The sequence below is a fragment of the Saccharospirillum salsuginis genome, from assembly GCF_014651855.1.
Taxonomy (GTDB): Bacteria; Pseudomonadota; Gammaproteobacteria; order Pseudomonadales; family Natronospirillaceae; genus Saccharospirillum; species Saccharospirillum salsuginis.
The window spans coordinates 15,995-41,875 of record NZ_BMXR01000013.1; the positions used below are offsets into that span (position 1 = coordinate 15,995).

Genomic DNA, 25,881 nt, shown 5'->3' on the forward strand with positions numbered 1-25,881 from the left:
GATGAACGGTCACTTACCGGTAACACGAGCGGATTATCCCCTTTTTCGGGGCGCTCACCAAGGGCCAGTGTCGCAAATGCCGAGCGGCGCTGACAATCAGTAGTGGTCAATCAGCAGTTGTTCGTCGCGCAGGTAGACGCGGGCGGCCCCTTGGCTGTGTTCCGGCATGTCGTCCCGCACCCGGTAGGTGCCGGCGATGGCGACCAGGTCGGCGTCCATTTCCTGGCAGACGATTTCCGCGCTGTCGAGCCCTTGAACTCCCGCCATGGCGCGGCCGCGCAGGGCACCGAAGACATGGATATTGCCGTCGGCGATCACCTCGGCGCCGGCGCTGACCTGGTTCATGATCAGCAGATGGGCGCCGCGCGCATAGATTTGTTGGCCGGATCGCACCGGTTGGGTGATTACCTGAGTGTCCAGAGCGGGGCTTGCCTGACTCGATTTGGGTTTGGTGACCCGGTCGCGGCTGTCCATCCAGGCCAGTTGGAATTCATCGCACCAGATCCCGAGCGATTCCTTGGGGCCCGCCAGGGCAAAGACGATGACCGGGTGGCGCCAGCAGCGTTCCAGCAGGTGGGTCAGCAGATCGCCTGAGAGGTTGTCGACCAAAGCGGTCAGATCGAGGGCCACCGGTGCCCGGTTGAAGAGAGCGGGGGCCTGGGCGAGGGTGGCTTGCAGTCGTTGTTCGAACCGGTCCGGGTCCGGGTCTTCGACGATCAGTCGTTGCACCGGCAGCATCCGGGCACGAACCGTCAAGGGTTGAGCGTCCGTCATTGATGGCTTTCCAGATAGCGTTGCAGAGCTTTTTCGCGATTGTGCTGTTTTTGCCGGGCACGATGCAACGTCGGTTCGGCGACCCGGCTTTGGCAATCGGTCAGCGGGCAGCGCTCGCACGTCTCGTGCACGTCCATTTGGGGAACATTCGGGTCGTTCCAGAACGCGGCTGTTTCCCTGAAGTGGTCGTCCACCAGGAAGCCGAGCGTCATACCGGTGTTGCTGTTCTGGCCCAGCGATAAAGGACGAACGACGGCGATGTTGAAGAATGCCTGGTCCTGGGCGATGAAACGGCTGCGCTGCGCGGCGATGGCTACCTGAGGCGTCTCGCCGGCTTGCTGGCGTTCGCCCACCTCTTTCAACGCCTTGACCGACACCCAGCGACGGCAGTGATGCTCGCTCGGGCCGATGCCGCGCGGAATGAAGACATTGGTGGTGTTCAGTTCCTTGGCGATCTCGTACTTGTCGACGCCCACTTCGTTGTGCAGCCGCATGTAGTGCATCTTGTGCAGTCCGAAATGGTGTGGCATCAGTTGGGACATGCGGTAGACGAACATTTCGGGGGTGGCGTCGTAGCGGTCCATCATGGCGGCCAGACGATCGCCGTCGAAGGTCGGTTGGGACAGCCAGTCGCGCAGGTCCTGCAGCATGACCGGTTCCGGAATCAGCAGGGCGCCGGCGAAGTAGGACGCCTTGAAGTTGTTGTAGACCTGCTCGAAGGATTCAACCTTGATCCAGGACGAGGTCAGGGCTCGTTCGGCCAGGGCCATGTAGCGATAGCCGATTTCCTTGGCCAGTACAAACTTGCGCTGCTGTGGCATCAGCCGGGAATTGATCACCAGCTTGTGCGGTGACACGCAGATGGAACGCAGCGGTTGCAGGTCGGGAACGTCTTCGAAGTCGTCGTAACGCACCTGGCACTGGTAGCGATCGCGCAGCAACGATTCCAGCCAATCCAGGCTGATGCCCCGGGTCGGGTCGAGCTCCTGTTCCTGGCGAAAGGTCTGGGCGTGTTCCTCCAGTTCCGCAAAGTAATTCAAGTGCATTTTCTGGTAGGAGCGGAGTGAGGCGAGCAGGAAGTGCTCGACCTGCATGTCGTACCCCCGGCCGATTTCCAGCAGGGTGCGCACGAAAGCGCCGGCTTTGCTGGGCGAATCGGTCACCAGATCGAACAGGTCGGTCAGGCCGATGCCGAATTGCTGCAGTGGGAATTCCTTGAACAGGGGTGAGTTGAGCAGGGCGGTGATGGGGTTCAGCTCATCGTCGAGTTGCAACGAGACCAGATCGTCGAAGGATTTATCCAGGCCCTGGGCCAGCAGGATGATTTTCTCAGGCTTGGGGTATTTCTTGCCTTTTTCGATCTCGCTCAGGTACGAGATCGACAGCCCGGTCCGCTCCGCCAGTTGCTTGAGCGACAGGCCCGCCTGTTGCCGGTACTGTTTGACCTTGATGCCGAGAATGAACCTCAGGCTCTCACTGTTGATTTCCATACACCTTCCGTAAGTTCGCCACGAGCGAAATTGAGGGGCATTCTAGTGATGAGCCTGAGACAAAACAATCCGCCACACGGATGATGGGCGCATCACTCGCTGTTCGTGAATTGTCTGAATATAGCGAAATTACGCTTGAACTGAAAATTCGCCCATTTATCATGAAAGGAAGGCGATGGTCGGCCACTGTCCGACCACCACACCACCGGAATCTGGACAGGGGCAACGTCATGGGGATCCGCACGGCGGACCAGATACGGCAGGACTGGGAGATTAACCCGCGCTGGCATGGCGTTCGGCGGGATTATGACGCCGAGCAGGTCGCCGCAGTGGCGTCCGATGCCAACCTACCGCACCCCGATGCCCACCGGTCAGCTTGCCGATTATGGCGCTGGCTCCACAGTGACTGGCCCATTCTGCTCGATCGCGATCCACCCCCCTGGCAGCTGCGCCTTTCCGGAGTTGCAAAGCCGATCATGGGGCAGGGCTGGGCGGTCGAAAGCGAAACCGACGACTCACTGTGTGCGCCTACCCTGGCGAGTATGTCCGATGGAGCGGCGGTCGTGTTCCTTAGTTCCGATGTGGTGGACATTGAAGCCCTGGCCCGATCCGCCGCGAAATGCCGTTTCACAGCCGATGCCGTGGGGGTGCCTCTGGTTATTGCTGCGGTGGTCACCGGAATGGAAGCCACGTCTGCGGTGGACAGCCGGGAAGCATTGGCCCGGTTGTCGGGGCGAGTGGATGTCGTTGTCTTCGACTGGGACTGGTCCCATTGGTCCGACCTGCAGCCTTATCTGGAAACGGTGCCTCAAGGTCCGCTGATGGGTACGCTGTTTCGGTCGGCACCTTCCGGCCGAGCCGCCGTCAATGAAGCGTTGCTACAGGCGGGTGTCAAGCTGATCGGCACGCACCAGCCTCCCGGGTAGGCTCGGTTCCGTCAAACTTATCGTTTTATACCCTGTTTTTGAAAGCAACCCTTTGATACACTTTTTGACAGCTGCACTGGGTAAAGGTCTAGCGAACCTAGGCTTGGCCCGTCTTTCTATCCGTTTAGGTCGGACAAGGCAGTGTTTCCGATTCTTTCATTCATCAAGGACAGGCGAATGGATAAGATCAATCGATCCCGTCGTATTCATTATCTTCTTCAATTTATCCCCGAGGACCTGACGCCTCAGGTCGGCATCTATTTTGGTGAGCACGTGGTGCGTGTCGAAGGGCAACTGTGTCTGGTTGTGACCCTCGATGGCGATGTCGGCATTCGCGCCACGGACCCGGAACTGGAGGCCAAGCTGCTGCGAACCTGCGGTCGGCGAAACTGGGTCGCCCATGGCCGGGTGTACGAACAGTGGTATCTGTTACCCGGCGACCAGGCCCTGGGGCAGGCGCCGGTGACGGACTGGGTCCGTCAATCGGCGGAGGGTTCGGCAGCGCTGGCGCGCCGGGAGGAGGCGCGCATGAGAAGTTAGGACTGCAGTACCCAGATCAGGCCGGCCGCCAATGGCAGCAAAGCGATGACGAACAGCACGACGATGACCGGGGACAGGCGTTCCAGTGAGTGGTCGAGAATTGGATCGTTCATGGCGATACCTCCTTCGGGTTAGGTGTTTAGTATGCGCCGGTGGCTAAAGCGACTATTGATCCGCATCAATCGCGATATGACATTTTTTAACATCGGGCGGGAGTCGATGGTCTAGTCTTGGGAAATACCATCCACGTCAAACAGCCAGGAGTGATGTCTATGGCTTACTGGTGTTCTCTGTGGCTACTGCGCTGGTGGCAGTTCTGGCGCATGCCGGAGACAACCTCGTCGCGCCGGGTGACCACCGCGAAGCATCGGGTCAAGGTGGAGTGGGTGCGGCGCCTGTGGATCATCGGGGCCGTCCTGGTCTGGCTGGTGCCGTCGCCGCCGTTCGCCGTTGCCGCTGCTCTGTTGCTGACCTTTCTGTCCTTTGTGGTGCTGGATGAAACCGCTTGACGCGCTCCGACGTATTGACCGGTACGCCTCGCCGAACCGATACCGGTAGGCGACAGGCTTTGAATGAGGCCCGATCATGAGCGATGCATCCGAAAACGAACCGCAAAAGTCCGACACCCGGGTTCCCTTGTTTCCGTTGGGGGCCTTGTTGCTGCCGCAGGCTACGCTGCCGCTGCAGATCTTCGAGCCCCGTTACCTGATGATGGTGTCGCGCTGCACCCGTGAAAACGAGGGGTTCGTCGTGACATTGGCCGAACCTCGCGGCGGCCAGGCGCAATGCGGGTGTTACGGCAAGATCATCGATTTCGGGCAGTTGGACAACGGCCTGCTGGGCATCACTGTGGAGGGGTTGAGTCGGGTTCGGGTCACCGACCCGGAACGCGATGCGACCGGGTTGTGGTGGGGCCGAATCGAAACGCTGCCGGAATCGACGTCGAACCGGCAGGAGGAGCAGGCCTGCCTGCTGCGCTACCAGCCGCTTCTGGACGCCTTGATGGAACACCCTTATCTGTCGTCTCAGGCGAGTGACACCCTGGATTCACCGCGCGGAGGCATCCACCAGCTGATGGTCTGGTTGCCGCTCGATACCGACATCAAGGAGGCACTGTTGGCCGAGGACGACTTCCTGTCGCGCTGTCGGACCCTGGATCAGGTGCTCAACGATATGGCCGGCGCAGACTGACCGGCTTCCTGGAGTCCTAGCTGCACCAGTCGGTAGTCCATCTGGGCGCCATCCCAGGCTATTCCCAGATACGACAGAAAGGTCAGACCCAGCAGCAGCCAGAATGCGATCGATCCGCCCAGGCGGAACCGCTCGCGGGTGAGGCTGATGTAGCTGATTCGGGTCAGGGCGGCGAACAGCAGCGCCAGCAGCAAGCCGGCCGCCACATCCGACAACCAGTGCACGCCGAGCCAGACGCGACTGAACGCCATCAGGATCATCAGAGCGTCGGCGGGCAAGTACAGTTGCCAGCGTACAACGGCGGCACGGGATTCGTTGATCATGGCCGCCAGTATTCCGATGAACAGGGCGAAGCCGGCACTGTGACCGGACGGGAAAGCCGCGCCCATGGGCAGCGTCGTCACCCAATCCGGCCGGTCGACGTCGAACCAGGCCTTCATCTCGTGTAATCCCCACAATGCGATCCCGAGGGTGGCCAGTACATGCGCCGCCAGCCATACGTGGCCCCGCAGAAACAACCAGACGGTGACCATGGCGCTGGTCAGAACCAGGATGGCCGGGTCACCGAGCAAGGTGAAGCCGACAAAGAAATCGTCGGCGCCGCCCGCCCGCCAGGCCGGTACCTGCTGGGACAGCAGTCGGTCCCAGGTCAGTGGCCGGGCCAGAGTCAGCCAGGCCAGGGACATTGAACTCACCAGAGCCAGAATCAGTGCCGAAAACGGGAAGCGGGGCGGGATACGCTTCATGATCGGGAGCCAGCGAGCGGTTTTCGGGTGCTCCGGGTGCAGATGATGGTTGATGGTCAATACCGCCAGCAGAATGCAGCCCGTGGTGATGGCCGTAAGGATCAGGGTCCGGTCGGACAGAGGGCGGGCTTCCATCAGGTCCGCCACTTCTCCGGTAAAATATCCGGGTAAAATGTAGACCGGCGCCCAAGCCAGAACCGACATCAGGTTCAGACCGACAAACAGCCGTTTCGGCATGTTCAGTGTTCCGGCGATCAAGGGTACGACGGGTCGTATCGGCCCCACGAAGCGACCGATGATGACGCTCAGCCACCCCCAGCGACGGAAAAACCATTCCCCCTGTTCCAGCCAGCGCCGGTGATAGCGGAACCAGCGAATGTGGTCGAGACGGTGTTGCAGCCAGCGTCCGATGAAAAAGCTGGACACGTCCCCGATGCAGGCGCCCAGCGCCGCCGCGATCAGCACCCAGGGCAAATACAGATCAAGCTGACTGGTCAGGGCCGCCAGGCTGAACAGCAGCACCACACCCGGGACCAGCACGCCGATCAACGCGAAGGATTCGATGAAGGCAACGAACGCGACCGCCGTCAAGGTGATCAGGGGGTGACTCTCCAACCAGAGGGGCATGGTGTATTTTCCCGGCTCGAACGTGCAAAAGGGGCGATATTACAGGGGAATGTGGTCGGTCTTCCATGGTTTCAAACGCCTCATGTCGGTATAATCCCGAGAGATACGAATCATCGTCCCGAGCCTGGCGCTTTGGGATCGGACAGCAGGAGAAGAGATTATCCGGATGAACGTCACCGAATACATGAACGGTCTGGGTCAGGCGGCCCGCTCGGCCTCCAAGCAGCTGGCACGCGCCAATACCGGCATGAAAAATCGGGCCTTGCTGGCGACAGCCGAGGCCATCGAATCCGAGCGCGACACGCTCAAGCGTGCCAATGCCCGGGATCTGGACGCCGGCCGGACCAAAGGCCTGGAAGCGGCCATGCTCGACCGGCTGGAACTGACCGACGCGCGCATCGACACCATGATCGAAGGCCTGTATCAGGTCGCCGCGTTGGCGGACCCGGTGGGTGGCATTACCGATCTGAATTTCCGGCCGAGCGGTATCCAGGTCGGCAAGATGCGGGTGCCGTTGGGTGTCATCGGTATCATCTACGAATCCCGTCCGAATGTGACCATCGAGGCCGCGAGCCTCTGCCTGAAATCCGGCAACGCCGTTATCCTGCGTGGCGGCAGCGAGGCCATCCAGTCCAACCAGGCATTGGCGGCCTGCATACGTACCGGCCTGAAGGCGGCGGACTTGCCGGAAAGCATCGTTCAGGTGGTCGAAACCACCGACCGTGAAGCCGTGGGCGCCCTGATCACCATGCCCGAATACGTCGACGTCATTGTGCCCCGCGGCGGTAAAGGCCTGATCGAGCGCATCAGCCGCGATGCCCGGGTGCCGGTCATCAAGCACCTGGACGGCATCTGCCACGTCTACATCGACGATCAGGCAGACGCCGACAAGGCGCTGGCCATCGCCGTCAATGCCAAAACGCATCGCTATGGCGTCTGCAATGCCATGGAAACCTTGCTGGTGGCCGAATCCCGCGCCGAAGAGCTTCTGCCGCAACTGGCCGACGCCTTCGTCAGCCGGGGTGTGGAACTGCGTGGCTGCCAGAAGACCCGGGCCCTGATCGACTGTGCAGCGGCGGCCGAGGAGGATTGGTCCACCGAATACCTTGGGCCGGTGCTGGCGGTGCGCGTGGTGGCGGGCCTCGATGAGGCGATCGACCACATCAACACCTACAGCAGCCAACACACCGACTGCATTGTCACCGAGAACTACACGCTCGGACGCCGCTTCCTGACCGAAGTCGACTCCGCATCGGTGATGATCAATGCCTCCACGCGCTTCGCCGATGGGTTCGAGTACGGACTGGGTGCCGAGATCGGCATTTCCACCGACAAGATCCACGCTCGCGGACCCGTGGGGCTGGAAGGGCTGACATCCCAGAAATACATTGTGTTGGGAGACGGCCAGATTCGTGAGTGATACCAAACCACTCATGGCCCTGTTCGGCGGTACCTTCGATCCCTTCCATCGGGCGCACGAATGGTTGTGCCGGCAGGTACTGGCGCAACCGGACATCGCCCAGCTGCGCCTGATTCCCTGCCAGATTCCCGCCCTGAAAGACGCCGCACAGGCATCGCCCGGGCAGCGTTTGCGCATGCTCGAACTCTGGGTCGAGCACGAACCGGTGCGCGATGACCGTCTGGTGATCGATCGGCGTGAGCTGGACCGGCCCGGCCCGAGTTTTACGTTCGATACCCTGGTTTCCCTGCGCGAGGACTTCCCGGACTGGCGTTTTGTCTTCGTGCTCGGTGGTGATGCCTTTGCGTCACTGCCTAGGTGGGAAGGCATTGAAGACCTGATCCAGGTGACACACTTCTGGGTGTTCGGTCGGGGCGACGGCCATCTGAATGTGCCGGACCTGCCGTTAACCGAGTGTGAGAGCCTGGCCGAACTGGCCAGGCTGGACGCCGGCGGCTGGTTGCGGGGGGCGGCCAGCCACTCGCACCTGGCCTCCAGCCAATTGCGAAATGAACAGGCGGACTGGCAACACAGCCTGCCGCCCATCATCCATGACTATATCCGACAACACGGGTTGTACCGGTCACCCGACCGGGCATGAACAGCCCTTGGACACTGAGCGAATGACAGACAAAACATTATCCAATGCACAACCCGAAGGTCTCGTCGAGGCCGTCGTCAACGCCCTTGAGGACATCAAGGCCCAGGACATTCAGGTCATTGACGTGCGCGACAAAACCAGCCTGATGGACACCCTGATTGTGGCCTCGGGCACCTCAACACGTCACGTATCGGCGGTTGTCAATTCGGTGTACGAGGATTTGAAGAAACTGGGGTATCAGGTCCGCGCCCAGGAAGGCGGCGGCGGGTCGGACTGGGTGTTGCTCGATTTCACCGACCTGGTCCTGCACGTCATGTTGCCCGAGACCCGGGCTTATTACGACCTGGAGCGTCTCTGGTCCGGCGCGACGCCGGGTGTGGCCGATTCATCGGAATAAGTGGTTGTCGTGAAACTGCGAGTTCTGGCCATCGGTCCGAAAATGCCCGCCTGGGTCGATGAGGCGGTTGTCGAATATACCAAGCGCATGCCACGCGATCTGCCGATTGAGTTCGTGCCCCTGCCATTGGGGGCTCGTGGCAAGAACGCCGATATCGACCGGGCGATCGCGCGGGAAGGTGACGCCATGTTGGCGGCCCTGCGCCCGAATGAGCGGGTGGTGGCGCTGGATCTGTCCGGCAAGGCCTGGTCCACTCCGGACCTGGCCCGGCAGCTGACGCAATGGCGGCTCGACTCCCAGGACGTCAGTTTACTGATCGGCGGGCCGGATGGGCTGGACCCGCGATGCTTGGCCCGGGCGGATCAGCGCTGGTGTTTGTCCAACCTGACCCTGCCCCATCCGCTGGTGCGGGTGTTGCTGGCCGAACAGCTGTATCGCGCCTGGACCATCACCCAGCATCACCCCTACCATAAATAGGCGGTAATGGTGGCAACCTGTATTGTTTCGGTAAACCCGGCTGCCAATCGGCCGCGATTTGTGGTTTCCTCTGACCATTTCGTAAAGAGTCAAATCCCACCATGTTGAACAGCTCGCTTGATAATCGGGAACAGGAACGCCGTTTGTTTCTGAGCCGAATGACGGCGGCCTTCATCGGTATTTTTTTGCTGCTGGCGATTCTGGTCACACGGTTGTTCTTTCTGCAGGTTCTGGAAAACGAACGCCACGAAGCCCAATCGGAAAAAAATCGCCTGGAAGTATTGCCCATCCCGCCCATCCGCGGGCTGATCTACGATCGAAACGGAGAACTGCTGGCGCGCAATCAACCCAGCTATACCCTCAGCATCGTGGCCGAACGGGCTGACGATATCGAAACCCTGGTGCGGGAAGTCAGCCAACTGATCACCTTGACGGATGAGCACAAGGAGCGTTTCTTCCAGCGCCTGTCCAACTACCGTCGACCGTTCGAACCGATTCCGCTCAAGTTGAAACTGAGCGAAGAGGAAATCGCCATCATGGCCGCCAACCGGGTGTTTTTGGAAGGGGTTCAGGTGGAGGCGGAACTGATACGGCAGTATCCCTTTGACGACGCTTTCGCCCATGTCCTCGGCTATGTCGGACGCATCAATGAACAAGAGCTTCGGGACATGAAGGATCAGGGTCGCTATGCCGGCACCCGGTTTATCGGCAAGCAGGGTGTGGAGCGACAGTACGAGAATGCTCTTCTGGGACAGCCCGGTTTTCAACGTGTGGAAACCAACGCCCGGGGCCGAATCCTCCGGGTTATCGAAAAGGAAGCCCCCGAGCCCGGGGCCAATCTGCACCTGTACCTCGACCGACAGTTGCAGGAAAAAGCCGTTGAACTGTTGGGCAACAGGCGTGGTTCGGTTGTGGCGATCGAGCCGGAGACCGGCGGCATTCTGGCCATGGTCAGTCAACCGGGGTTCGACCCCAACCTCTATGTCTCCGGCTTTCCATCGAGCCTCTACAATGAATTGCGCGATTCCGGCGAGAACCCGTTTCTCAATCGTGCCATTCGTGGCCAGTATCCGGCCGCCTCCACCATCAAGCCCTTTATCGGGCTGGCGGGCGTGGACCAGGGGTTCGTGACCTGGGACTACAGCATTCGGGATTACGGCTGGTATCAGTTGCCGACCGATGATCGCATCTACAACGACTGGAAGCGCGGTGGCCATGGCCGCGTCAATATGACCACCGCCGTGGCCGAATCCTGCGACGTCTATTTCTATGAACTGGCCTACAAAATGAAGTTGGAGGCCATTCACAACATTCTCGACCAGTTCGGCTTCGGCAAGGTCACCACAGCCGATGTCTATAACGCCTCGGCCGGTATCAACCCGAGCCGTGAATGGAAGAAGGATCGGCACGGTTTTTCCTGGTACGCCGGCGACACCATCAACCTCAGTATCGGACAGGGCTATTTTCTGGCGACCCCGATGCAGGTGGCTATCGCCACGGCGGTGATGGCCAATCGGGGGGAGTGGGTGACGCCCCGCCTGCTGATGCACAGCAATAACGAAGCCTTGCTGGAGACCATTCCCGAACCGCCACCGGACGTCCACCTGAACAACGACCGCAATTGGGATCGCATGCACAACGCCATGCAGGAGGTTGTGCAGAGCAATCGGGGGACCGCTCGCGGGTCGGGTTACGACGCCCCTTATGACTTCGCCGGCAAGTCCGGCACGGCGCAGGTGATCGCCATCGAACGGGACGAAGACGGCGAGCCGGTCGAAGATGTGCCGGATCGCTTCAAGGACCATGCCTGGTTCCTGTCGTTCGCGCCGCTTGAGAATCCGAAAATCGCCATCGCCGTGCTGGTGGAAAACGGCGGCGGCGGCAGTGGTGTCGCCGCGCCGATCGCCCGGGCCCTGATGGACGATTATCTGTTGCGCGAGGACCGTCGATGAGATTCACGGAATACGTGCGGCAATTGCCTGACAGTGGAATGGGGCGAAGAACCAGCCTGTGGGTTCGCATTCACATCGACCCGTTTTTGCTGTTGGCGTTGTTGGGCGTCTGCATTGGCGGTTTGTTTGTGTTGTACAGTGCTTCCAGCGGTGACTGGGGCGCCGTCCAGCGCCAAATGGTGCGATTCGGCGTCGGTTTTCTCGCCATGATCGTCGTGGCACAGCTGGATCCCCGCTTGTTTCAGCAGTGGGGCGGGGCGGTATTCGCGCTCGGCGTCGCCCTGTTGGTCGCGGTTCTGGTTACCGGAACGGATGCCAAAGGGGCCCAGCGCTGGCTCACCATACCGGGCGTGGTTCGGTTTCAGCCGTCGGAAATCATGAAGCTGGCCGTGCCGGTAATGCTGGCCTGGTACCTGTCGCGATACGGCGTGCCACCGCGACACCGGCACCTGGCTGTCTCCCTGTTTCTGCTCCTGATTCCCGTGGCGCTGATTGTTCGACAGCCGGATCTGGGCACTTCATTGCTGATCGCCGCGTCGGGGATTTTCGTGATTTTCCTGGCCGGGCTGAGCTGGAAGTTGATCGTCAGTTTCGCCATGTTGGCTGTGTCCATGTTGCCGCTGATGTGGATTTTCGTCATGCACGACTACCAGAAACAGCGGGTGTTGACGCTGTTCGATCCCAGTTCCGATCCACTTGGCGCCGGCTGGAACATCATCCAATCGATGACAGCCATCGGCTCGGGCGGCCTGCAGGGAAAAGGTTTCATGCAGGGCACGCAATCCCAGCTCGATTTTCTGCCGGAAAGTCATACCGACTTCATCATCGCTGTTCTCGGAGAGGAATTCGGTTTTGTAGGCGCGGCCGTGTTGCTGGCCGCCTATGCCTTGATTGTGCTGCGCGGCATGTTGATCGCCGTGCGTGGCCGGGATAATTTTTGCCGTTTGTTGGCCGGCAGTCTCACTCTGACCTTTTTTATTTATGTCTTTGTAAATGTAGGCATGGTCAGCGGTATCCTGCCGGTCGTCGGTGTACCCTTGCCGTTGGTCAGTTACGGCGGAACCTCGATCGTGACCCTGCTGACCAGCTTTGGCATTCTTATGTCCATCAGCACCCACCCGCGCACCTGAAGGTCGCGGGAATGTACCGAATTCAGCGTCATCGTTTCATCCAGAACAACAAACAGGAGTATCGATGTTTAAATCACTCGGTCGTTTGTGCCTGGTCGGAGCCCTGCTCGGCCCCTCCCTCCATGCCGAAACCCAGTCCCAATCCCTGTTGGACTATCCCCTCGCCCAGGACGTGATCGACACCCTGGTCAATGAACACCAGTTTGATCGGGCCGAAATGGAGGCCCTGTTCGCCGAAGGCGAGTACATCGCCCGCAATGTCGAGAACCTGGCCAAACCGGCGGAGACGACCAAAACCTATCGGGAATACCGGCCGATGTTCATCTCCGAGCAAACGGTGAACAACGGCAAGGCATTCATGCGTGAGCAAGCCGATTGGCTGGCGAAAGCCGAGCAGCGAACCGGCGTGCGCCGTTCCGTTATTGCCGCCGTGCTCGGCGTCGAAACGCGTTTCGGCGGTTATCTCGGTCGTCATCGAACCTTCGACGCCCTGGGCACCCTGGCCGTGACCGAAGGCCGGCGAGCCGGTTACTTTCAACGGGAACTGGTGAATTTCCTGCGCATCAGCCGCGATCAGTCGTTCGATCCGCTCACGGTCAAGGGTTCCTATGCCGGTGCCATGGGGCACCCCCAGTTCATGCCGAGCAGTTACCTCGCCTATGCGATCGATCTGGACGAGGACGGTGACATCGACATCTGGAACGATCCCATCGATGCCATTGGCTCGGTCGCCAATTACCTGGGCGAGCACGGCTGGCGCGAGGATGAACCCATCGCCACGCGCGCCCATGTCGACGGCGACTTTCAATCGGTCAAGTTGAACAGCTTCGATCGGGATCAGACTCTGGAGAGCGTCATGCAAAAAGGCTGGGACCCGATTCAGTCGGCGGCACCGGATGCCCAGGTCCACCCGATTCGACTGGACGGAGAAGTCGGTGCCGAATATTGGCTCGGATACCGTAACTTTTGGGTCATATCCCGGTACAATCGCTCCATCAGTTACACTATGGCGGTTTACCAACTCGCCGAGGAATTACGTCGGTCTCAGCAAGAGGAAGCCGGATGACCCTACAGTCTCGTTGTTGGCCCCTGTTGGGGGCCACCCTGTGGCTTGTCGGTGCCTGTTCCAGCCAGTATGTGGCACACGACACCGGCGGTGCCGGCACCGCCAACGCCGGCCGCTACAGCATCTCGCAGGATCGCGGGCCGGATCAGCACATCGACGCGGACCAGGTCAGTGAACCGACACCGCGCAAGGAACCGCTCAGCAAGCACGGCAACGCCAGCCCCTATACCGTCAATGGCCGGCAGTATCATATCCTGGCCAGTGCCGAGCGTTATCGCGAGGAAGGGCTGGCCTCCTGGTACGGCGCCAAATTCCACGGTCACACCACGTCCAACGGCGAGGTGTTCGACATGTACAAAATCAGCGCTGCGCACAAGACATTGCCGTTGCCGACCTGGGTCCGGGTCACCAATCTGGAAAATGGAATCAGCATTGTCGCCCGAGTGAACGATCGCGGTCCTTTCCACCCGGGCCGGGTGATCGACCTGTCCTATGCCGCCGCCGTCAAACTGGATTTCGTGCACAAGGGGACCGCTCGTGTGCGGGTCGAAGCGCTACAGGGCCAGGAGCTGGACCAGCCGGTGTATTTCGTGCAACTGGGTGCCTTCAGCCAGCGCAACAGCGCCAAAGCGTTGCGGGACCAGATCGCCGGTCAGATCGATGAACGGGTGCGAGTCCAGCAAGGCGACTTTTATCGGGTGCGAATCGGACCGGTTCAGTACGACAAGGCAATTGAACTGCAGCGCGCCTTGACCAGCGATGAATTGGGCAAGCCGTTGCTGGTGGTGTCCAACTGACCGTTTACGCTTTCGGTTTGCTTACACAGGGCGATTGACCGCATGCGTGATATTTCACGGTGCCTTGGTACAATGTCCGCTTTCGATCAGAATCCCGATCCAGCCGTCGGGAGGTAAACCGTTATCCTGCACCGTTATAAAGGTAGTGAGTTGTGTTGAATCATCGTTTTCGCGTGTCCTGTTCCCGTCTGTTCGCCGTTTGCATCACCGTTGTCGCCAGCCTGTCGATGCCCCTGGCCGCCGAACCCATCATTCCGGCGGCGCCTCAATTGGCGGCGAGTTCCTATATTCTGATGGATGCCGAAACCGGACAGGTGCTGGTGTCCGAAAACGCCGATGAACGACTCCCGCCGGCCAGCCTGACCAAATTGATGACCAGTTACATCGCCGAGCGCGAGATTCTGGAAGGTCGGATCGGTCTGCAGGACGAAACCCTGATCAGCGTCAAGGCCTGGAAAACCGGCGGTTCGCGCATGTTTATCCAGGAAGGCAAAATGGTCAGTATCGAAGACCTGTTGCGCGGCATCATCGTGCAATCGGGCAACGATGCCTCGGTGGCCATGGCCGAACACATCGCCGGCAGCGAAGACATGTTCGCGCAGATGATGAACACCTACGCCGAACGTCTGAATATGGAAAACACCCAGTATGCCAACGCCACCGGCCTGCCGGCGGACAATCACTATACCTCCGCCGAGGACCTGGCCATCCTGGCGCGGCACATCATTCAGGACAACGCCGAGTTCTATCCCATCTACGCCGAGCGCAGCTTCACCTACAACGGCATTACCCAGGCCAACCGGAACTCCCTGCTGGGGCGCAACCCGGCGGTTGACGGATTGAAAACCGGCCACACCGAGGAAGCGGGTTACTGCCTGGCCGCGTCGGCCGAGCAGGACGGCATGCGGCTGATCAGTGTGGTGATGGGCACCAGCTCGGAAGAGGCGCGCGCGCAGGAGACGCAGAAACTGCTGACCTACGGTTTCCGCTATTTCCAGACCGCCAAGGTGCACAGTGGCGACGAAGCGCTCTACACCGCCCGTGTCTGGGCCGGTAACAGTGAGCAGGTGCGTCTCGGACTGGAAGAGGACCTCAAGTTGACCATCGCCCGAGGCGCCGAGGGCGACCTGAGCACGGTTCTGAACATTGAACCCGTGTTGAAAGCCCCCATTGAAAAGGGACAGGTTCTGGGCGAACTGCTGGTGCGGCAGGGTGACGAGGAAGTGACCCGCCGGCCGCTGCTGGCTCTGGAACCGATCGAGCAGGCCGGTTTCTTCAAGCGCATCTGGGACTATATCCTGCTGTTTTTCTTCAACCTCTTTAATGGCAATTGATGACCGTGGCTGAGCAACAACCGCCAAAAATCGAATTTCCGTGCGACGACTACATGATCAAGGTCGTCGGCGATACCGGGCCAGGGTTTCGCGCTTTCGTGCACGCCGTTCTGGTGCGGTATGACGCGACCCTGAGCGAAGACTCCTTTCGGGTCACTCCCAGTCGCAATGGGCGCTTCGAAAGCCTGACCGTGTATATGCGCATCGAGCGCGAGGAGCACCTGAGCGATCTGCATCAGGAACTGAAGGCGGACGACCGTATTCGGATGGTGCTGTGAATGGCTGGTTCGATCACTGTTCGTGATCTCGGCCGGGTGGACTATCGGGCCACCTGGCAGGCCATGCAAGGTTACACGGAGCAGCGTGGCCCGGAGGCGGACGACGAAATCTGGCTGGTCGAACACGATCGGGTGTTTACCCAGGGGCAGGCCGGCAAGGCCGAGCATCTGCTGAGCCCGGGTGATATCCCGGTGGTGCAGGTCGATCGCGGCGGACAGGTGACCTACCATGGCCCCGGTCAGTTCGTCGCCTACGTCCTGATCGATATCCGTCGTGCCGGTAGCGATGTCCGGCGCTTCGTCTCCAGCATCGAAGACAGTATCGTGGCGGTCCTGAACGACTATGGCCTGGCCTCACAGCCGCGCCCGGACGCCCCCGGTGTGTATGTCGGCGAGCAAAAGATCTGCTCACTGGGGTTGCGCATCAAACGGGGCTGCAGTTATCACGGGCTGGCCTTGAATGTCGACATGGACCTGGAACCCTTCGGTCGCATCAATCCGTGTGGCTATCAGGGCATGCGAATGACCCAGATGGCCGATCATGTCGGTCCGGTCGAGATGGCGGCGGTCAAGCGCCAATGGGTCCGGCATTTCTGCGAAGCGTTGCATGTGACGCCGCAGTGGACCACGAAACCCTTGCAAGGCGCGGCCTGAACCGGCCCGGGGACTGATCCGTGTCAGTGTTTTTAGGCCCGGTTCATTCGCGAACCGACCGCCGCCTTGGTATCATTGCCCCACTTTTCGCATAACGACGGTCGAAACTCTATGAGCGAATCCAATCGTATTCCTGTCGTTCAGGTCGACAGCGGTTCCAAATACGTGACCGAGCATGGCTTTACCGCCATCAAAAACGGCATCAAGGCCCACAAGGACGCCCGCCGCAACACCGCGCGCAAGCCGGACTGGTTGCGCATCAAGCTGTCCAGCGGACCGGAATACGAGAAAGTGAAGGGCATCGTTCACGAGCATCGGCTCAGCACCGTCTGCGAAGAAGCCATGTGTCCCAACATCGGTGAATGCTGGAGTGCCGGCACCGCAACCATCATGCTGATGGGTGACGTCTGCACCCGGGCCTGCCGTTTTTGTGCGGTCAACACCGGCAACCCGCGCGGCTGGCTGGACGAGGAAGAGGCTGAAAACACGGCCCGTTCGGTCGAATTGATGGGGCTCAAGTATCTGGTGCTGACATCGGTCAATCGCGATGATCTGGAAGACGGTGGCGCCGGTCACTATGCGGCCACGGTACGTCGCGTCAAGGAAGTCAATCCGGAAACCGCCGTCGAGGCGCTGACACCGGACTTCCAGGGCAAACCGGAAGACGTCGAGACAGTGGTCGATTCCGGCATCGAAGTGTTCGCCCAGAACGTCGAGACGGTGAAACGCCTGACTCATCCGGTGCGGGATCCGCGAGCGAGCTATGAACAGACACTCGCCGTGCTGGCGCACGCCAAACGGTACAAGCCGGACGTGTTGACCAAGACCAGCATCATGCTGGGGCTCGGCGAGACCGAGGACGAGATTCTGGAAGCGATGGACGATCTGCGTGAGGCCGGTGTGGACATTCTGACCTTCGGCCAATACCTGCAGCCGTCGATCAACCACCTGCCGGTGGAGCGCTATGTAACGCCGGAAGAATTCCAGAAGTACCGCGACTGGGGCCTTGAGAAGGGGTTTCTCGAAGTCGTCTCCGGCGCCTTTGTCCGGTCCAGCTATCGGGCCGAACAGGTATTGGAAAAAAACAACGTCGGGCTGGGTTGAGCCCACCCGACTCGAAGGGGGCCGCTCAGTCGGCCCGCTTATCCCCCGCCATACCCATCACCACGTCCAGTAACGTATTGAGCTGATCGAGCTGTTCCCGGCTCAGTTGTTCCAGCAGTGGCAGTAAAATGCCGAAGTTGCGGCGCTGCTTCAATCGATACTTGAACACCGGCGTATCACTCGACAATTCGATCGGATTGGTCTCGGTCGCCACCCAGAAGCGCATGATCATGTTGATGCTGAAGTGCGTACAGCGGGTCGGCGTCTCGTAGCGGCGAAAAGCTTCGGTCGAAATGCCCATGACCCGGGCGGCATCGTCCTGGGACATGCCCAACCGCACCCGGAACAGCCGCAGCTTCTCCGAAACCGCCTGATAGTACTCTTCCTGGAAAATTTGACGGCTGATGTTCTTGCGATCGTCCAGGAGGCTGTGCAGGGGCTCGGTCTCCTCGTAACACCCCAGCATGCCCGTCAACGCCGCCTGGAGCGACTGCAGGGCCCAGTCCGGCGCGTCGTTGGCAAACGACAGGATGGGAATCCAGGCCGGTCGGAAGGGCACGTTGAGCCAGCGTTGATAGCCGGTGCCGCTGAACAGCCAATGCGTGGGAATGCCGGTCTCGATCGACCACAGCAGGGCGGAATGCAGGCGGGGCAGGTCCTTGCCGCTCTCGTATTTACGGTACTGGCTCAGGGAAACGCCAATGCGTTCGGCCAACAACTGTTGGCTGAAGCCGAGGCGGCTGCGCACCACCCGAAGATTCTGCCCCACTTGTTCCGCCAGTCCCTGTTCGATGACGTTGAAGTCGGGTGTAGCCGCCTCCTGACTGCTGAATACCTCCGTGGGAGAGGGATGAGGTACAAACATGACGATTTCCCGAGTCAATTTGGTTACCTTTGTGACTGTATCATCATCCAGTGTCACTGCAGAATAGCTCTTGCGCGCTGAAGGGAGTTCTGGCGCAATCACAGGGATGTGATACCTCTTTGCTGTCTCATCGCTGACTGCTGCCAAAGGGCAATGGTTCGAGCCAAGGCAAGGCACACCACCTCAAGCAGGTGGCTGGCAGTCAGGGCGAGAGCGCGGCCGTTGAAGGAATGTCTTCCCGTCCCCTTACTCGCCTCGCAAGAGGCGAGCATTTTCGGGGAACCCCCGCGAGACCCAGGTCTCCGGCTCGGGGAAGAACGGTCTCGGGGTCCAGACGGCTCCCCCTCCATTTCCAGGCGCTATTAAACCCGCTAAGGGGCCAGCTACCGGGAAATACGATGACCATTACCCTTCGTTTCATGCATGCCATCCTGTTCACACTGTTGTTCTTCCATGGTCTGGACGAAACGACCGTCAATGTCTTCAATGTTCTGTCGCGCAGTATAGCCGTTTTTGCCAGTTTGGCTTTCTGCTGGTGCCTGGAGGCCCGATGCATGGGTCGTGAGCGTACTCATTGATCCGAAGTGGGACCCACACTTGAAGGCTGTTTGTATATACAGTATTTTATGGGCTGTGCACAGACCGTGAGCCGGTCTTCATTCCGATACCGAATCCGGCTCCCAACCCCGATGGCAGAGCGCATGACGGTTCGAAAAATCATCCACATCGATTGCGATTGCTACTACGCGGCACTGGAAATGCGCGATTTTCCGCAATTGCGTGATCATCCGGTGGCGGTGGGTGGCCGTGGCCCCAGGGGGGTACTGTCAACCTGTAATTACGAAGCGCGCCGCTATGGTGTGCGCTCGGCCATGCCGACACGAAGGGCGCTGAGTCTGTGCCCGTCCCTGATCATTCAGCCGTCCCGTTTCGATGTGTATCGGGCCGTGTCCCGGCAGATTCGGGATATCTTCGAACGGTATACCGATCGAATCGAGCCTTTGTCTCTGGATGAGGCTTATCTCGATGTATCCGAATCGGACTTCGCCCAAGGCAGTGCCACGCTGCTGGCGCGGCACCTGCGCGCCGAAATCGCCCGTGAGGTGGGTATCACCGTCTCGGCCGGTGTCGCGCCCAATAAGTACCTGGCCAAGATCGCATCCGACTGGAACAAGCCGGATGGATTATGCGTGATCCCGCCGGGGCGGATTGATGAATTCGTTCATCAGTTGCCGGTCGATCGTCTGTTCGGTGTCGGTCAGAAAACCGCTGAACGGTTGCATGCCCTGGGGTATCGAAACTGTGGCGACCTGCAAGCGGCGAGCATGGCCGAACTGATTGAGCGCTTTGGTCGATTCGGGCCTCGCCTCTACCAGTTGGCGCGCGGCATCGACGACAGGCCGGTCAAGACCGAACGGGTCCGGAAATCACTGAGCGTCGAACACACCTTTGATACCGATCTGGCGGGGCTGGATGACTGTCGGGAACACCTGTCGCGGTTGTTCGAAGAGCTGCAGCGCCGTCTTGGCAAGCGGGTGCAGCCCGCCATTCACCGGGTGTTTCTGAAAATGCGGTTTCGGGACTTCAATCAAACCACGGTTGAACGCGCGTTGCCGTTAACGCTGGACTCGTTCAATCGACTGGCGGGCGAGGCCTGGCGTCGCCAGGGCGAACCGGTGCGGTTGCTGGGTTTGGGGGTGCGGTTTGTCGAAGGGGACGAAAACCGGCAGCTCTCCCTGTTCGAGCCGCCGGCACAGGAGTCAATGAGTAAAAATCTGATCCATCAGTCGACCGTTCAGGGCGTGCAGTCGGTCGCCTAGCACCGACCTGAGGTTGTCATAGGCCGGTGTTTGAGACACATAGGGGTAATACTCCGAATGCGTAATGAACAACTTGAAGTCGTCCGGCCGGGCCAGCCAAAACTCTCGGTAGGCTTGGTCCTTATCCGCGGCGGATTCAAGCTGTCTGAGCAAATCCGGGGCAATCGCTTCCCATAGACCGGCAACAATCTCTTGCTTGTTGCGGAAGTAATAGTAGATGGACGGGGCCGCGCAGCCGGTCTCAGCCGCGATCTTCCGCAGTGAGAGCTTGCCGATCCCCTGTTCCGAAAGCACCTTCCGTGCAGATTCCAATATGCTTTCTTTCTTGATCATAAGACGATCACTTCCGAGTAAACAGCGTTTTAAAATCTAGCAGTGGTTTGGGCTCGCTGCTAAGTCAAGTTCGTGTCGTTTTGTAAACGGGCCGGGTCAGGGTTGGGTTGTAATCGATTTCAGGTCCCGAAGTTGAAAGAGTTGTCTTAAAGGTCGCTATATGAGTCGGTACAATGCCCGGTATACTGTAGGGATTTTGTAATGAACAGGGCTGTATCGCCCGAACATCAATGAGGAATTGTACATGGCAAACATCCTGGTGATTGACGATTCGCCCAGTCAGGTGACCCAATTCAAGAAAATGCTGGAAAAACACGGCCACGACCCGATTTTCGCCGAAGACGGCGCGACCGGCGTCGCCATGGCCAAGAAGTCGCTGCCGGACCTGATCCTGATGGATGTGGTCATGCCCGAGTTGAACGGCTTTCAGGCCACCCGTAAATTGACCAACGACCCGGATACCAAGCATATCCCCATCATCATTGTCACCACCAAGGATCAGCCGACCGACAAGGTCTGGGGTGAACGCCAGGGTGCCAAGGGGTTCCTGGTGAAACCGGTCGATGAATCCGAGTTGATGGGATTGGTCGATAAGCTGTTGGGCTGAACCCTGCCCGACAGATCCCGGTCGCAGTGAGCGACCGGGGTACTTCCCTCACTGAAAGCCCCGCATCTGGGCCGCGGCCAGATTACTGACCAGCCGCCCGAGTTTCTGCCATTCCTGCTTTTGCTGAAAGTGCTCGCTTTGTTCGAGTTGTTCGCCGATGCGTGTAAACAGGGGCGTGTCGGTGCTGGTCTCATCGTAACCCTCGGCCAGGCTCATCAGTCGACCGGCTTCCGGCAAGGTGATCATATCGAACCGGAGTAATTGATCCGACAGGCGGCCAAGGCTTGCCGGTGCACTGGCCGTTGGCGCTTCGAGGTCCGGGGCCTGGTGAGCGATCCACTCCATCAGGGCGACGGCGTCGCTGAGCGAGACATCGTCCTCGGGCAGGTCCGCGGTAGTGTCCCTGGCGCCGGCCGAGGCTGCTTTTTCGCTGTGTTGCGGGGCGTCCGTATGGCCGAGCTGCTGGTGGGATTGGTAGCGTTCGAGTCCGGACAGTTGAATGCTCATGACGATGTTTCCAAGCGATGATGATCAGAACGTACGTTGGACGTCGCAAGCTCTGTGCCAGAGGGTGGGGTGTTTTCCGCGGGCACAAAAAAAGCGCCTTGAGGCGCTTTTTAGATCAACCGGTGTTTTTAGCCGTTAGTGTCAGGCGTCGCGGAAGTTGCGCTCCTGACGTTCCTGGCGCTGCTTCTCTTCGGCGCAGAGTGTGGCGGTCGGCCGAAGCAGCAAACGGCGGACGCCGATCGGCTCGCCGGTCACTTCGCAGTAGCCGAAGTCGCCGGAGTCGATCCGCTTGATGGCGTCTTCGATCTTCGGCAGCAATTTGGTTTGACGATCCAGAAAGCGCAGGTTCATTCGGCGCTCTTCCTCGATGCTGGCTTTGTCCAGCTCGTCGGGTTCGTTTTCGAACTTTGTCAGCGTTTCCCGGGCTTCTTTCAAGGAAGTACGAACTTCTTCGGCCTGCTCTTTCAGCAATTCCCGGAAAAACTCCAGTTGTTCATCGTTCATGTACTCCTCTTCAGGAGCTGCCAACAACTGTTCTTCAGTCAGCATATTGCGATTCCTGTGCTGTTTCGTCGCGTGTTACGGCTCAATGCAGTGCGTTCGATACGAGAATAGCGTAGCCGAACCCTGCGCCTGTGCAATTCCATTGAAGCGGGACGCACCCGGCGACGTGGTCAAATCGTAACCAGTATCGTCAAAAGAGGGCACATCATATATCATCCCCCATCCGGTTAAAATAGCTTTTTTACTGTAAATTCAAGCCCTTGGAGTAGCGCTCAATGGAACGCGTCTATCGCCTGGTCATGTCCTGTCCGGACAGGGTCGGGATCGTCGCCCGTGTCAGCAGTTTTCTGGCCCAATACAATGGCAGCATCATGGAAGCCAACCATCACGCCGACCTGGAACAGGGTTGGTTTTTCATGCGCAATGAAATCAAGGCCAGCTCGCTGCCGTTCGGAGCCGACAAGTTGGCCGAGGTGTTCGCGCCGATCGCCGAGGATCTCAACATGCAGTGGCGCGTGACCGATACGGGCGTGAAGCCCAGGGTGGTCCTGATGGCCAGCCGGGACAATCACTGTTTGGCCGACATTCTCAACCGCTGGCATAACGGTGACCTGCACTGCGACATTCCCTGTGTGATCTCCAATCATGACGACCTGCGCAGCCTGGTTGAATGGCACGGCATCCCGTTTTGTCACGTTCCGGTGGATGCGAGCGACAAGTCCGTTCATTTCGCCGAAGTCGAGCGACTGATCGAAGAGCAGCACGCCGATACCATCGTATTGGCCCGCTATATGCAAATTCTGCCCAAGTCGCTGTGCGAACGCTGGCCGTACCGGATCATCAACATTCATCACAGCTTCCTGCCGTCCTTTATCGGTGCCCGTCCTTATCACCAGGCTCATGAGCGTGGCGTTAAACTGATCGGGGCGACCTGCCATTACGTGACCGCCGACCTGGATGCCGGACCCATTATTGATCAGGACGTGATCCGGGTGTCGCATCGCGATCAGGTCGAGGACATGGTGCGCCTCGGCAAGGACTGCGAACGATCCGTACTGGCACGGGGGCTGCGCTGGCATCTGGAAGACCGGGTGCTGGTTCACGGCAACAAGACGGTGGTATTCAACTGATGCAACGGCACACCCCGACAATCAGCCTGCTGATAACCTTCCCGCTGGTCTGTGGTTCGGCCCTGGCGGCGGAGTCCCGGGTCACCGGCAATATGCAGGTGCAAGGCACTTACCGGACCCATGACGGCGGCGACAATCGCTGGACACTGCAAACCCCGCACTCCTGGCTCGGTGTCGAAGCCGTCGAGCCGCGCGGCAATAGCCGTTATCGCGGTGTCTGGCAGTTCAGCCTCGATCCGCTCGATGAGGACGCCGCGGCCGGTACGCGACAGATGTTTCTCGAATGGCAGCAAAGCCTGTATCAGATACGCGCCGGCCGCCTGGCGACGCTGGAGCAGCGATATCTGGTGGACCGACTGGCGGTCATGAACGGCAGTGGCGACCGCGGCATCGCCGGGGCCGCTCATGCGCCGGATTTTCTCGATCGGACGTTACAGCTGGATGCCACCAACGGTGAGTTGGCGTATATCTCGGCCGAATGGCAGATCGGCGACGAAGACAGCGACAAGACCATCGAGCAATGGGCGGTCTCCACCGGGCTCGACACACCCGAAGGCCAGGTGTCGGTGACCTATCGCGGCGATGATCAGGAAGCCGGACTCTGGGGGGCCAGCGTGCTCTGGGTCAGCGGTGTCTGGTCACTGGGCGGTGGTTACCTGTACCGGGACGAAACCCTGGCCTGGGACCTGTTGACGCAATACACCCAGGGCAGTGTTGTGTCCAAACTGATGTACGGGAACGATGCCGTCGAGGATGCCGACTACTGGGCGTTCGGGATCGACCAGCGTTTCAGCCAGTCGATCCGGAACTACTCCGAGTTGCGGTGGCTGCCGGAAAGCGACGACTGGGCCTGGCAGACCGGGTTTCGGTTGCAGTTCTGATGACGGTCGACCGCTGGCCTGTTCTGCAGGCTGGGCTGTAGGTTGGATTAGCCCAAAGGGCGTAATCCAACACATCCGACAGTGCCATCACACATGCCATCGACGCCGCAGTAATGTTGGATTACGCCTGTTAGGCTAATCCAACCTACTTAACTGTGCCCACCCTACAGGCCCGGTGTCACCGGCAAACCCGGGAAGGGCAGTTGGTCCAGTGATTCTCCCTCTCGCTCATCGCGAATTTCATCCGGAAACGCCCGCCGAAGCAAATTGTAATAGCGCCGAATGTTGGCGACATAAACCACGGGTTCGTGCCCGCGGGCGTAGCCGTGTTTGGTCCAGGGGTACCAGGCTTTGAGAGCCAGCTTGGGCAGGTGGCTGCGCACGTCGATCCAGGCATCCGGGTCGTCGCCCTGGCTCTCGGTGATGATGCGAGCGTCTTCCAGATGTCCGGAGCCGACGTTGTAGGCGGCCAGGGCCATCCAGGTCCGGTCGGGTTCGGTAATGCGCTCCGGCATGCGTTCGCGTAAGCCGTCCAGGTACCGACTGCCCGCGCGGATGCTTTGTGCCGGATCGAGGCGATTATCGATCCCCATTTCCCGTGCTGTGGTCAATGTCACCATCATGATGCCCTTGACCCCGGTTGGAGACACCGCCCGTGCTCGCCAGTGGCTCTCCTGGTAGGCGACCGCCGCGAGCAAGCGCCAGTCCATGCCGGTCGCCTCGGCTTCGGCCTTGAACAGATCCAGAAAGTCCGGCAGCCGGCTTTGCATGTGACGCTCGAAGGTCAGGGTGCCGACATAGTCGAAATCGCCGGTGTGCCCGAGGTGGCGGTCGCGCAAGCGTTCCAGCTGGCCGGACGCTCGCAGTTCGCGCAGCACATCGTTGACCCGGTTGAGCAGGGAGCGATCCCGGCTCTGGCGGAACAGCGGGCTTACCGGTCGGGGCTGGTCGGTCAGTGTGTCGAAGCGTTGATCGGGGAAAAACGGACGCTGTACCCGGAAGTCGCGCTCGTCCATCAGGGCCATGTCCAGTTCGTCAAGTTCAATGCGCGTCATCAGCTCCGCCGTGGGGGCGCCGGTCAGGCCTTCGAAGGTCAAGCCGGGGTGGCGGGAAGCCAACCGCCGGGCCAGCCAGTCGTGGTTGACCGGGTCGAGCAGGGCGATGTGCTGACGTTCCAGTTCCGGTTTCCGAGCCGCCATCGAGCGGACCAGCCCCACGTCCGACATCAAATAGGGCAGGCCGGGCATGAATGCGGTCGAGTTATAGCCGGTGGTGGTGCCGGGCAGCGCCATGTCCACCGCACCGGACGCCAGCGCCCGGTACAGATCCTGGGTCTCGGTGACCGAAAACAGCTGCACCCGCAGATTCAGCCGCTCTCCCAGTTTCTGCAATAACTCCATTTCCAGGCCGCTGTAGCGCTGGTCGGTCGGCCAGTAAACCCCCTCGCTTTCACGCAGGGCGACGGTCAGTACTCCCCGGTCGCGAATCCGGTCCCAATGGCTGTGCCACTCGAAGCCCTGGGCGACGACCAGCCCCAGGCCCGCCAGTAACAGCGTGGTCAGCAGGACGCGGAGCCCGATGTGAAGGGGATTTCGCCAATACAAAAACAAACCTCAAGGACGGGATAAACAACGGATGACGGTGCCATTTTAACGCCTTTTCGGCTACCATACGCGCCGATTTTTTCCCGC

Annotated in this window: 29 protein-coding genes; 21 read left to right on the forward strand and 8 right to left on the reverse strand. The window is 59.9% G+C overall.

What is annotated here, in order from left to right:
- Window positions 1-96 precede the first annotated feature (96 nt).
- Both minC and IE111_RS20475 read right to left on the reverse strand, forming a co-directional pair.
- Window positions 97-774 carry a septum site-determining protein MinC gene (gene minC, locus IE111_RS20470; protein ID WP_189612318.1) on the reverse strand — a complete coding sequence of 226 codons (678 nt, stop codon included), beginning with the start codon at window positions 772-774 and terminating at the stop codon, window positions 97-99.
- Entirely contained in the window at window positions 771-2,264 is a 1,494-nt protein-coding gene (locus IE111_RS20475; RefSeq protein ID WP_189612320.1) for a helix-turn-helix domain-containing protein, read from the reverse strand. Before IE111_RS20475 ends, minC begins: the two co-directional genes overlap by 4 nt.
- A 230-nt stretch (window positions 2,265-2,494) precedes the next feature.
- Here IE111_RS20475 and IE111_RS20480 point away from each other — a divergent pair, with 230 nt between their 5' ends.
- From IE111_RS20480 to IE111_RS20495, 4 genes are all read left to right on the forward strand, one after another.
- On the forward strand, window positions 2,495-3,190 hold the full coding sequence (locus IE111_RS20480; RefSeq protein ID WP_189612322.1) for a hypothetical protein: 696 nt from the start codon (window positions 2,495-2,497) through the stop codon (window positions 3,188-3,190).
- A gap of 177 nt (window positions 3,191-3,367) precedes the next feature.
- Complete coding sequence (locus IE111_RS20485; RefSeq protein WP_189612324.1) at window positions 3,368-3,730, forward strand: hypothetical protein; 363 nt, start codon at window positions 3,368-3,370, stop codon at window positions 3,728-3,730.
- A gap of 272 nt (window positions 3,731-4,002) precedes the next feature.
- Window positions 4,003-4,239 (forward strand): hypothetical protein, encoded by a 237-nt coding sequence (locus IE111_RS20490; protein ID WP_189612326.1) that lies wholly within the window; start codon window positions 4,003-4,005, stop codon window positions 4,237-4,239.
- A 76-nt stretch (window positions 4,240-4,315) separates the two neighbouring features.
- Window positions 4,316-4,921, forward strand: a complete 606-nt coding sequence (locus IE111_RS20495; RefSeq protein ID WP_189612328.1) for an LON peptidase substrate-binding domain-containing protein — start codon at window positions 4,316-4,318, stop codon at window positions 4,919-4,921.
- Here IE111_RS20495 and IE111_RS20500 read toward each other — a convergent pair.
- Window positions 4,888-6,294, reverse strand: a complete 1,407-nt coding sequence (locus tag IE111_RS20500) for a VTT domain-containing protein (protein WP_189612330.1) — start codon at window positions 6,292-6,294, stop codon at window positions 4,888-4,890. The two genes, IE111_RS20495 and IE111_RS20500, sit on opposite strands and share 34 nt — an antisense overlap.
- A gap of 166 nt (window positions 6,295-6,460) precedes the next feature.
- Here IE111_RS20500 and IE111_RS20505 point away from each other — a divergent pair, with 166 nt between their 5' ends.
- The 12 genes from IE111_RS20505 to lipA all read left to right on the forward strand — a co-directional run bounded on the left by IE111_RS20505 (window position 6,461) and on the right by lipA (window position 17,543).
- Window positions 6,461-7,714, forward strand: a complete 1,254-nt coding sequence (locus IE111_RS20505; protein WP_189612332.1) for a glutamate-5-semialdehyde dehydrogenase — start codon at window positions 6,461-6,463, stop codon at window positions 7,712-7,714.
- Window positions 7,707-8,354, forward strand: coding sequence for a nicotinate-nicotinamide nucleotide adenylyltransferase (locus IE111_RS20510; RefSeq protein ID WP_189612334.1), 648 nt, complete (start codon window positions 7,707-7,709; stop codon window positions 8,352-8,354). The genes IE111_RS20505 and IE111_RS20510 overlap by 8 nt, the downstream gene beginning before the upstream one ends.
- Before the next feature lie 22 nt (window positions 8,355-8,376).
- Window positions 8,377-8,751 (forward strand): ribosome silencing factor, encoded by a 375-nt coding sequence (rsfS, locus tag IE111_RS20515; protein WP_189612337.1) that lies wholly within the window; start codon window positions 8,377-8,379, stop codon window positions 8,749-8,751.
- A 9-nt stretch (window positions 8,752-8,760) separates the two neighbouring features.
- Window positions 8,761-9,228 (forward strand): 23S rRNA (pseudouridine(1915)-N(3))-methyltransferase RlmH, encoded by a 468-nt coding sequence (gene rlmH / locus IE111_RS20520; protein ID WP_189612338.1) that lies wholly within the window; start codon window positions 8,761-8,763, stop codon window positions 9,226-9,228.
- A gap of 101 nt (window positions 9,229-9,329) precedes the next feature.
- A complete protein-coding gene (gene mrdA / locus IE111_RS20525) occupies window positions 9,330-11,180 on the forward strand; it encodes a penicillin-binding protein 2 (RefSeq protein ID WP_189612340.1) in 1,851 nt (616 codons plus the stop codon).
- Window positions 11,177-12,310 carry a rod shape-determining protein RodA gene (gene rodA, locus IE111_RS20530; RefSeq protein WP_189612342.1) on the forward strand — a complete coding sequence of 378 codons (1,134 nt, stop codon included), beginning with the start codon at window positions 11,177-11,179 and terminating at the stop codon, window positions 12,308-12,310. The genes mrdA and rodA overlap by 4 nt, the downstream gene beginning before the upstream one ends.
- 64 nt (window positions 12,311-12,374) lie before the next feature.
- On the forward strand, window positions 12,375-13,376 hold the full coding sequence (gene mltB / locus IE111_RS20535; RefSeq protein ID WP_189612344.1) for a lytic murein transglycosylase B: 1,002 nt from the start codon (window positions 12,375-12,377) through the stop codon (window positions 13,374-13,376).
- Entirely contained in the window at window positions 13,373-14,173 is an 801-nt protein-coding gene (locus tag IE111_RS24755) for a septal ring lytic transglycosylase RlpA family protein (protein WP_189612346.1), read from the forward strand. Before mltB ends, IE111_RS24755 begins: the two co-directional genes overlap by 4 nt.
- Before the next feature lie 227 nt (window positions 14,174-14,400).
- Window positions 14,401-15,507: a D-alanyl-D-alanine carboxypeptidase family protein gene (locus IE111_RS20545; RefSeq protein ID WP_189612564.1), complete on the forward strand. Its 1,107-nt coding sequence runs from the start codon at window positions 14,401-14,403 to the stop codon at window positions 15,505-15,507.
- On the forward strand, window positions 15,507-15,785 hold the full coding sequence (locus tag IE111_RS20550) for a YbeD family protein (protein ID WP_194523975.1): 279 nt from the start codon (window positions 15,507-15,509) through the stop codon (window positions 15,783-15,785). The genes IE111_RS20545 and IE111_RS20550 overlap by 1 nt, the downstream gene beginning before the upstream one ends.
- Entirely contained in the window at window positions 15,786-16,439 is a 654-nt protein-coding gene (lipB, locus tag IE111_RS20555) for a lipoyl(octanoyl) transferase LipB (RefSeq protein WP_189612350.1), read from the forward strand.
- 111 nt (window positions 16,440-16,550) lie between these two features.
- Window positions 16,551-17,543: a lipoyl synthase gene (gene lipA, locus IE111_RS20560; RefSeq protein ID WP_189612351.1), complete on the forward strand. Its 993-nt coding sequence runs from the start codon at window positions 16,551-16,553 to the stop codon at window positions 17,541-17,543.
- Between the two features lie 25 nt (window positions 17,544-17,568).
- Here lipA and IE111_RS20565 read toward each other — a convergent pair whose 3' ends face one another.
- Window positions 17,569-18,408 carry a helix-turn-helix transcriptional regulator gene (locus IE111_RS20565; protein WP_189612354.1) on the reverse strand — a complete coding sequence of 280 codons (840 nt, stop codon included), beginning with the start codon at window positions 18,406-18,408 and terminating at the stop codon, window positions 17,569-17,571.
- A gap of 398 nt (window positions 18,409-18,806) precedes the next feature.
- Between IE111_RS20565 and IE111_RS20570 the strand changes: the two genes are divergently transcribed.
- Together IE111_RS20570 and dinB are read left to right on the forward strand one after the other, a co-directional pair.
- A complete protein-coding gene (locus tag IE111_RS20570; RefSeq protein WP_189612355.1) occupies window positions 18,807-18,986 on the forward strand; it encodes a hypothetical protein in 180 nt (59 codons plus the stop codon).
- Window positions 18,987-19,109: 123 nt separating this feature from the next.
- The gene (dinB, locus tag IE111_RS20575) at window positions 19,110-20,228 is read left to right on the forward strand and encodes a DNA polymerase IV (protein ID WP_229805460.1); all 1,119 of its coding nucleotides are present in this window, start codon (window positions 19,110-19,112) and stop codon (window positions 20,226-20,228) included.
- Here dinB and IE111_RS20580 read toward each other — a convergent pair.
- On the reverse strand, window positions 20,169-20,561 hold the full coding sequence (locus IE111_RS20580; protein WP_189612359.1) for a TetR/AcrR family transcriptional regulator: 393 nt from the start codon (window positions 20,559-20,561) through the stop codon (window positions 20,169-20,171). The two genes, dinB and IE111_RS20580, sit on opposite strands and share 60 nt — an antisense overlap.
- A 244-nt stretch (window positions 20,562-20,805) precedes the next feature.
- On the opposite strand from IE111_RS20580, the gene IE111_RS20585 reads away from it, so the two are divergent.
- Entirely contained in the window at window positions 20,806-21,168 is a 363-nt protein-coding gene (locus IE111_RS20585) for a response regulator (RefSeq protein WP_189612361.1), read from the forward strand.
- Between the two features lie 48 nt (window positions 21,169-21,216).
- Here IE111_RS20585 and IE111_RS20590 read toward each other — a convergent pair whose 3' ends face one another.
- Window positions 21,217-21,675, reverse strand: a complete 459-nt coding sequence (locus IE111_RS20590; protein ID WP_189612363.1) for a hypothetical protein — start codon at window positions 21,673-21,675, stop codon at window positions 21,217-21,219.
- 141 nt (window positions 21,676-21,816) lie between these two features.
- Entirely contained in the window at window positions 21,817-22,224 is a 408-nt protein-coding gene (gene dksA, locus IE111_RS20595; RefSeq protein WP_189612365.1) for an RNA polymerase-binding protein DksA, read from the reverse strand.
- A 230-nt stretch (window positions 22,225-22,454) separates the two neighbouring features.
- Here dksA and purU point away from each other — a divergent pair, with 230 nt between their 5' ends.
- Window positions 22,455-23,309: a formyltetrahydrofolate deformylase gene (purU, locus tag IE111_RS20600; protein ID WP_189612367.1), complete on the forward strand. Its 855-nt coding sequence runs from the start codon at window positions 22,455-22,457 to the stop codon at window positions 23,307-23,309.
- Window positions 23,309-24,190 carry a hypothetical protein gene (locus IE111_RS20605; RefSeq protein WP_189612369.1) on the forward strand — a complete coding sequence of 294 codons (882 nt, stop codon included), beginning with the start codon at window positions 23,309-23,311 and terminating at the stop codon, window positions 24,188-24,190. The genes purU and IE111_RS20605 overlap by 1 nt, the downstream gene beginning before the upstream one ends.
- A gap of 164 nt (window positions 24,191-24,354) precedes the next feature.
- On the opposite strand, the gene mltF is transcribed toward IE111_RS20605, so the two are convergent.
- Window positions 24,355-25,794: a membrane-bound lytic murein transglycosylase MltF gene (gene mltF / locus IE111_RS20610; protein ID WP_189612371.1), complete on the reverse strand. Its 1,440-nt coding sequence runs from the start codon at window positions 25,792-25,794 to the stop codon at window positions 24,355-24,357.
- Between the last annotated feature and the right edge of the window lie 87 nt (window positions 25,795-25,881).

Excerpts from the sequence above, each read along its gene's own strand:
- rodA (WP_189612342.1), top strand. The coding sequence starts at position 11,177 with ATGAGATTCACGGAATACGTGCGGCAATTGCCTGACAGTGGAATGGGG.
- dksA (WP_189612365.1), bottom strand. The coding sequence starts at position 22,224 with ATGCTGACTGAAGAACAGTTGTTGGCAGCTCCTGAAGAGGAGTACATG.
- IE111_RS20585 (WP_189612361.1), top strand. The coding sequence starts at position 20,806 with ATGGCAAACATCCTGGTGATTGACGATTCGCCCAGTCAGGTGACCCAA.
- IE111_RS20570 (WP_189612355.1), top strand. The coding sequence starts at position 18,807 with ATGACCATTACCCTTCGTTTCATGCATGCCATCCTGTTCACACTGTTG.
- IE111_RS20590 (WP_189612363.1), bottom strand. The coding sequence starts at position 21,675 with ATGAGCATTCAACTGTCCGGACTCGAACGCTACCAATCCCACCAGCAG.
- IE111_RS20495 (WP_189612328.1), top strand. The coding sequence starts at position 4,316 with ATGAGCGATGCATCCGAAAACGAACCGCAAAAGTCCGACACCCGGGTT.
- rsfS (WP_189612337.1), top strand. The coding sequence starts at position 8,377 with ATGACAGACAAAACATTATCCAATGCACAACCCGAAGGTCTCGTCGAG.
- IE111_RS20475 (WP_189612320.1), bottom strand. The coding sequence starts at position 2,264 with ATGGAAATCAACAGTGAGAGCCTGAGGTTCATTCTCGGCATCAAGGTC.
- IE111_RS20480 (WP_189612322.1), top strand. The coding sequence starts at position 2,495 with ATGGGGATCCGCACGGCGGACCAGATACGGCAGGACTGGGAGATTAAC.
- mrdA (WP_189612340.1), top strand. The coding sequence starts at position 9,330 with ATGTTGAACAGCTCGCTTGATAATCGGGAACAGGAACGCCGTTTGTTT.
- IE111_RS20580 (WP_189612359.1), bottom strand. The coding sequence starts at position 20,561 with ATGATCAAGAAAGAAAGCATATTGGAATCTGCACGGAAGGTGCTTTCG.
- IE111_RS20565 (WP_189612354.1), bottom strand. The coding sequence starts at position 18,408 with ATGTTTGTACCTCATCCCTCTCCCACGGAGGTATTCAGCAGTCAGGAG.
- IE111_RS24755 (WP_189612346.1), top strand. The coding sequence starts at position 13,373 with ATGACCCTACAGTCTCGTTGTTGGCCCCTGTTGGGGGCCACCCTGTGG.
- mltB (WP_189612344.1), top strand. The coding sequence starts at position 12,375 with ATGTTTAAATCACTCGGTCGTTTGTGCCTGGTCGGAGCCCTGCTCGGC.
- dinB (WP_229805460.1), top strand. The coding sequence starts at position 19,110 with ATGACGGTTCGAAAAATCATCCACATCGATTGCGATTGCTACTACGCG.
- IE111_RS20485 (WP_189612324.1), top strand. The coding sequence starts at position 3,368 with ATGGATAAGATCAATCGATCCCGTCGTATTCATTATCTTCTTCAATTT.
- IE111_RS20490 (WP_189612326.1), top strand. The coding sequence starts at position 4,003 with ATGGCTTACTGGTGTTCTCTGTGGCTACTGCGCTGGTGGCAGTTCTGG.
- IE111_RS20500 (WP_189612330.1), bottom strand. The coding sequence starts at position 6,294 with ATGCCCCTCTGGTTGGAGAGTCACCCCCTGATCACCTTGACGGCGGTC.
- purU (WP_189612367.1), top strand. The coding sequence starts at position 22,455 with ATGGAACGCGTCTATCGCCTGGTCATGTCCTGTCCGGACAGGGTCGGG.
- minC (WP_189612318.1), bottom strand. The coding sequence starts at position 774 with ATGACGGACGCTCAACCCTTGACGGTTCGTGCCCGGATGCTGCCGGTG.
- IE111_RS20505 (WP_189612332.1), top strand. The coding sequence starts at position 6,461 with ATGAACGTCACCGAATACATGAACGGTCTGGGTCAGGCGGCCCGCTCG.
- lipB (WP_189612350.1), top strand. The coding sequence starts at position 15,786 with ATGGCTGGTTCGATCACTGTTCGTGATCTCGGCCGGGTGGACTATCGG.
- IE111_RS20545 (WP_189612564.1), top strand. The coding sequence starts at position 14,401 with ATGCCCCTGGCCGCCGAACCCATCATTCCGGCGGCGCCTCAATTGGCG.
- lipA (WP_189612351.1), top strand. The coding sequence starts at position 16,551 with ATGAGCGAATCCAATCGTATTCCTGTCGTTCAGGTCGACAGCGGTTCC.
- IE111_RS20550 (WP_194523975.1), top strand. The coding sequence starts at position 15,507 with ATGACCGTGGCTGAGCAACAACCGCCAAAAATCGAATTTCCGTGCGAC.
- IE111_RS20605 (WP_189612369.1), top strand. The coding sequence starts at position 23,309 with ATGCAACGGCACACCCCGACAATCAGCCTGCTGATAACCTTCCCGCTG.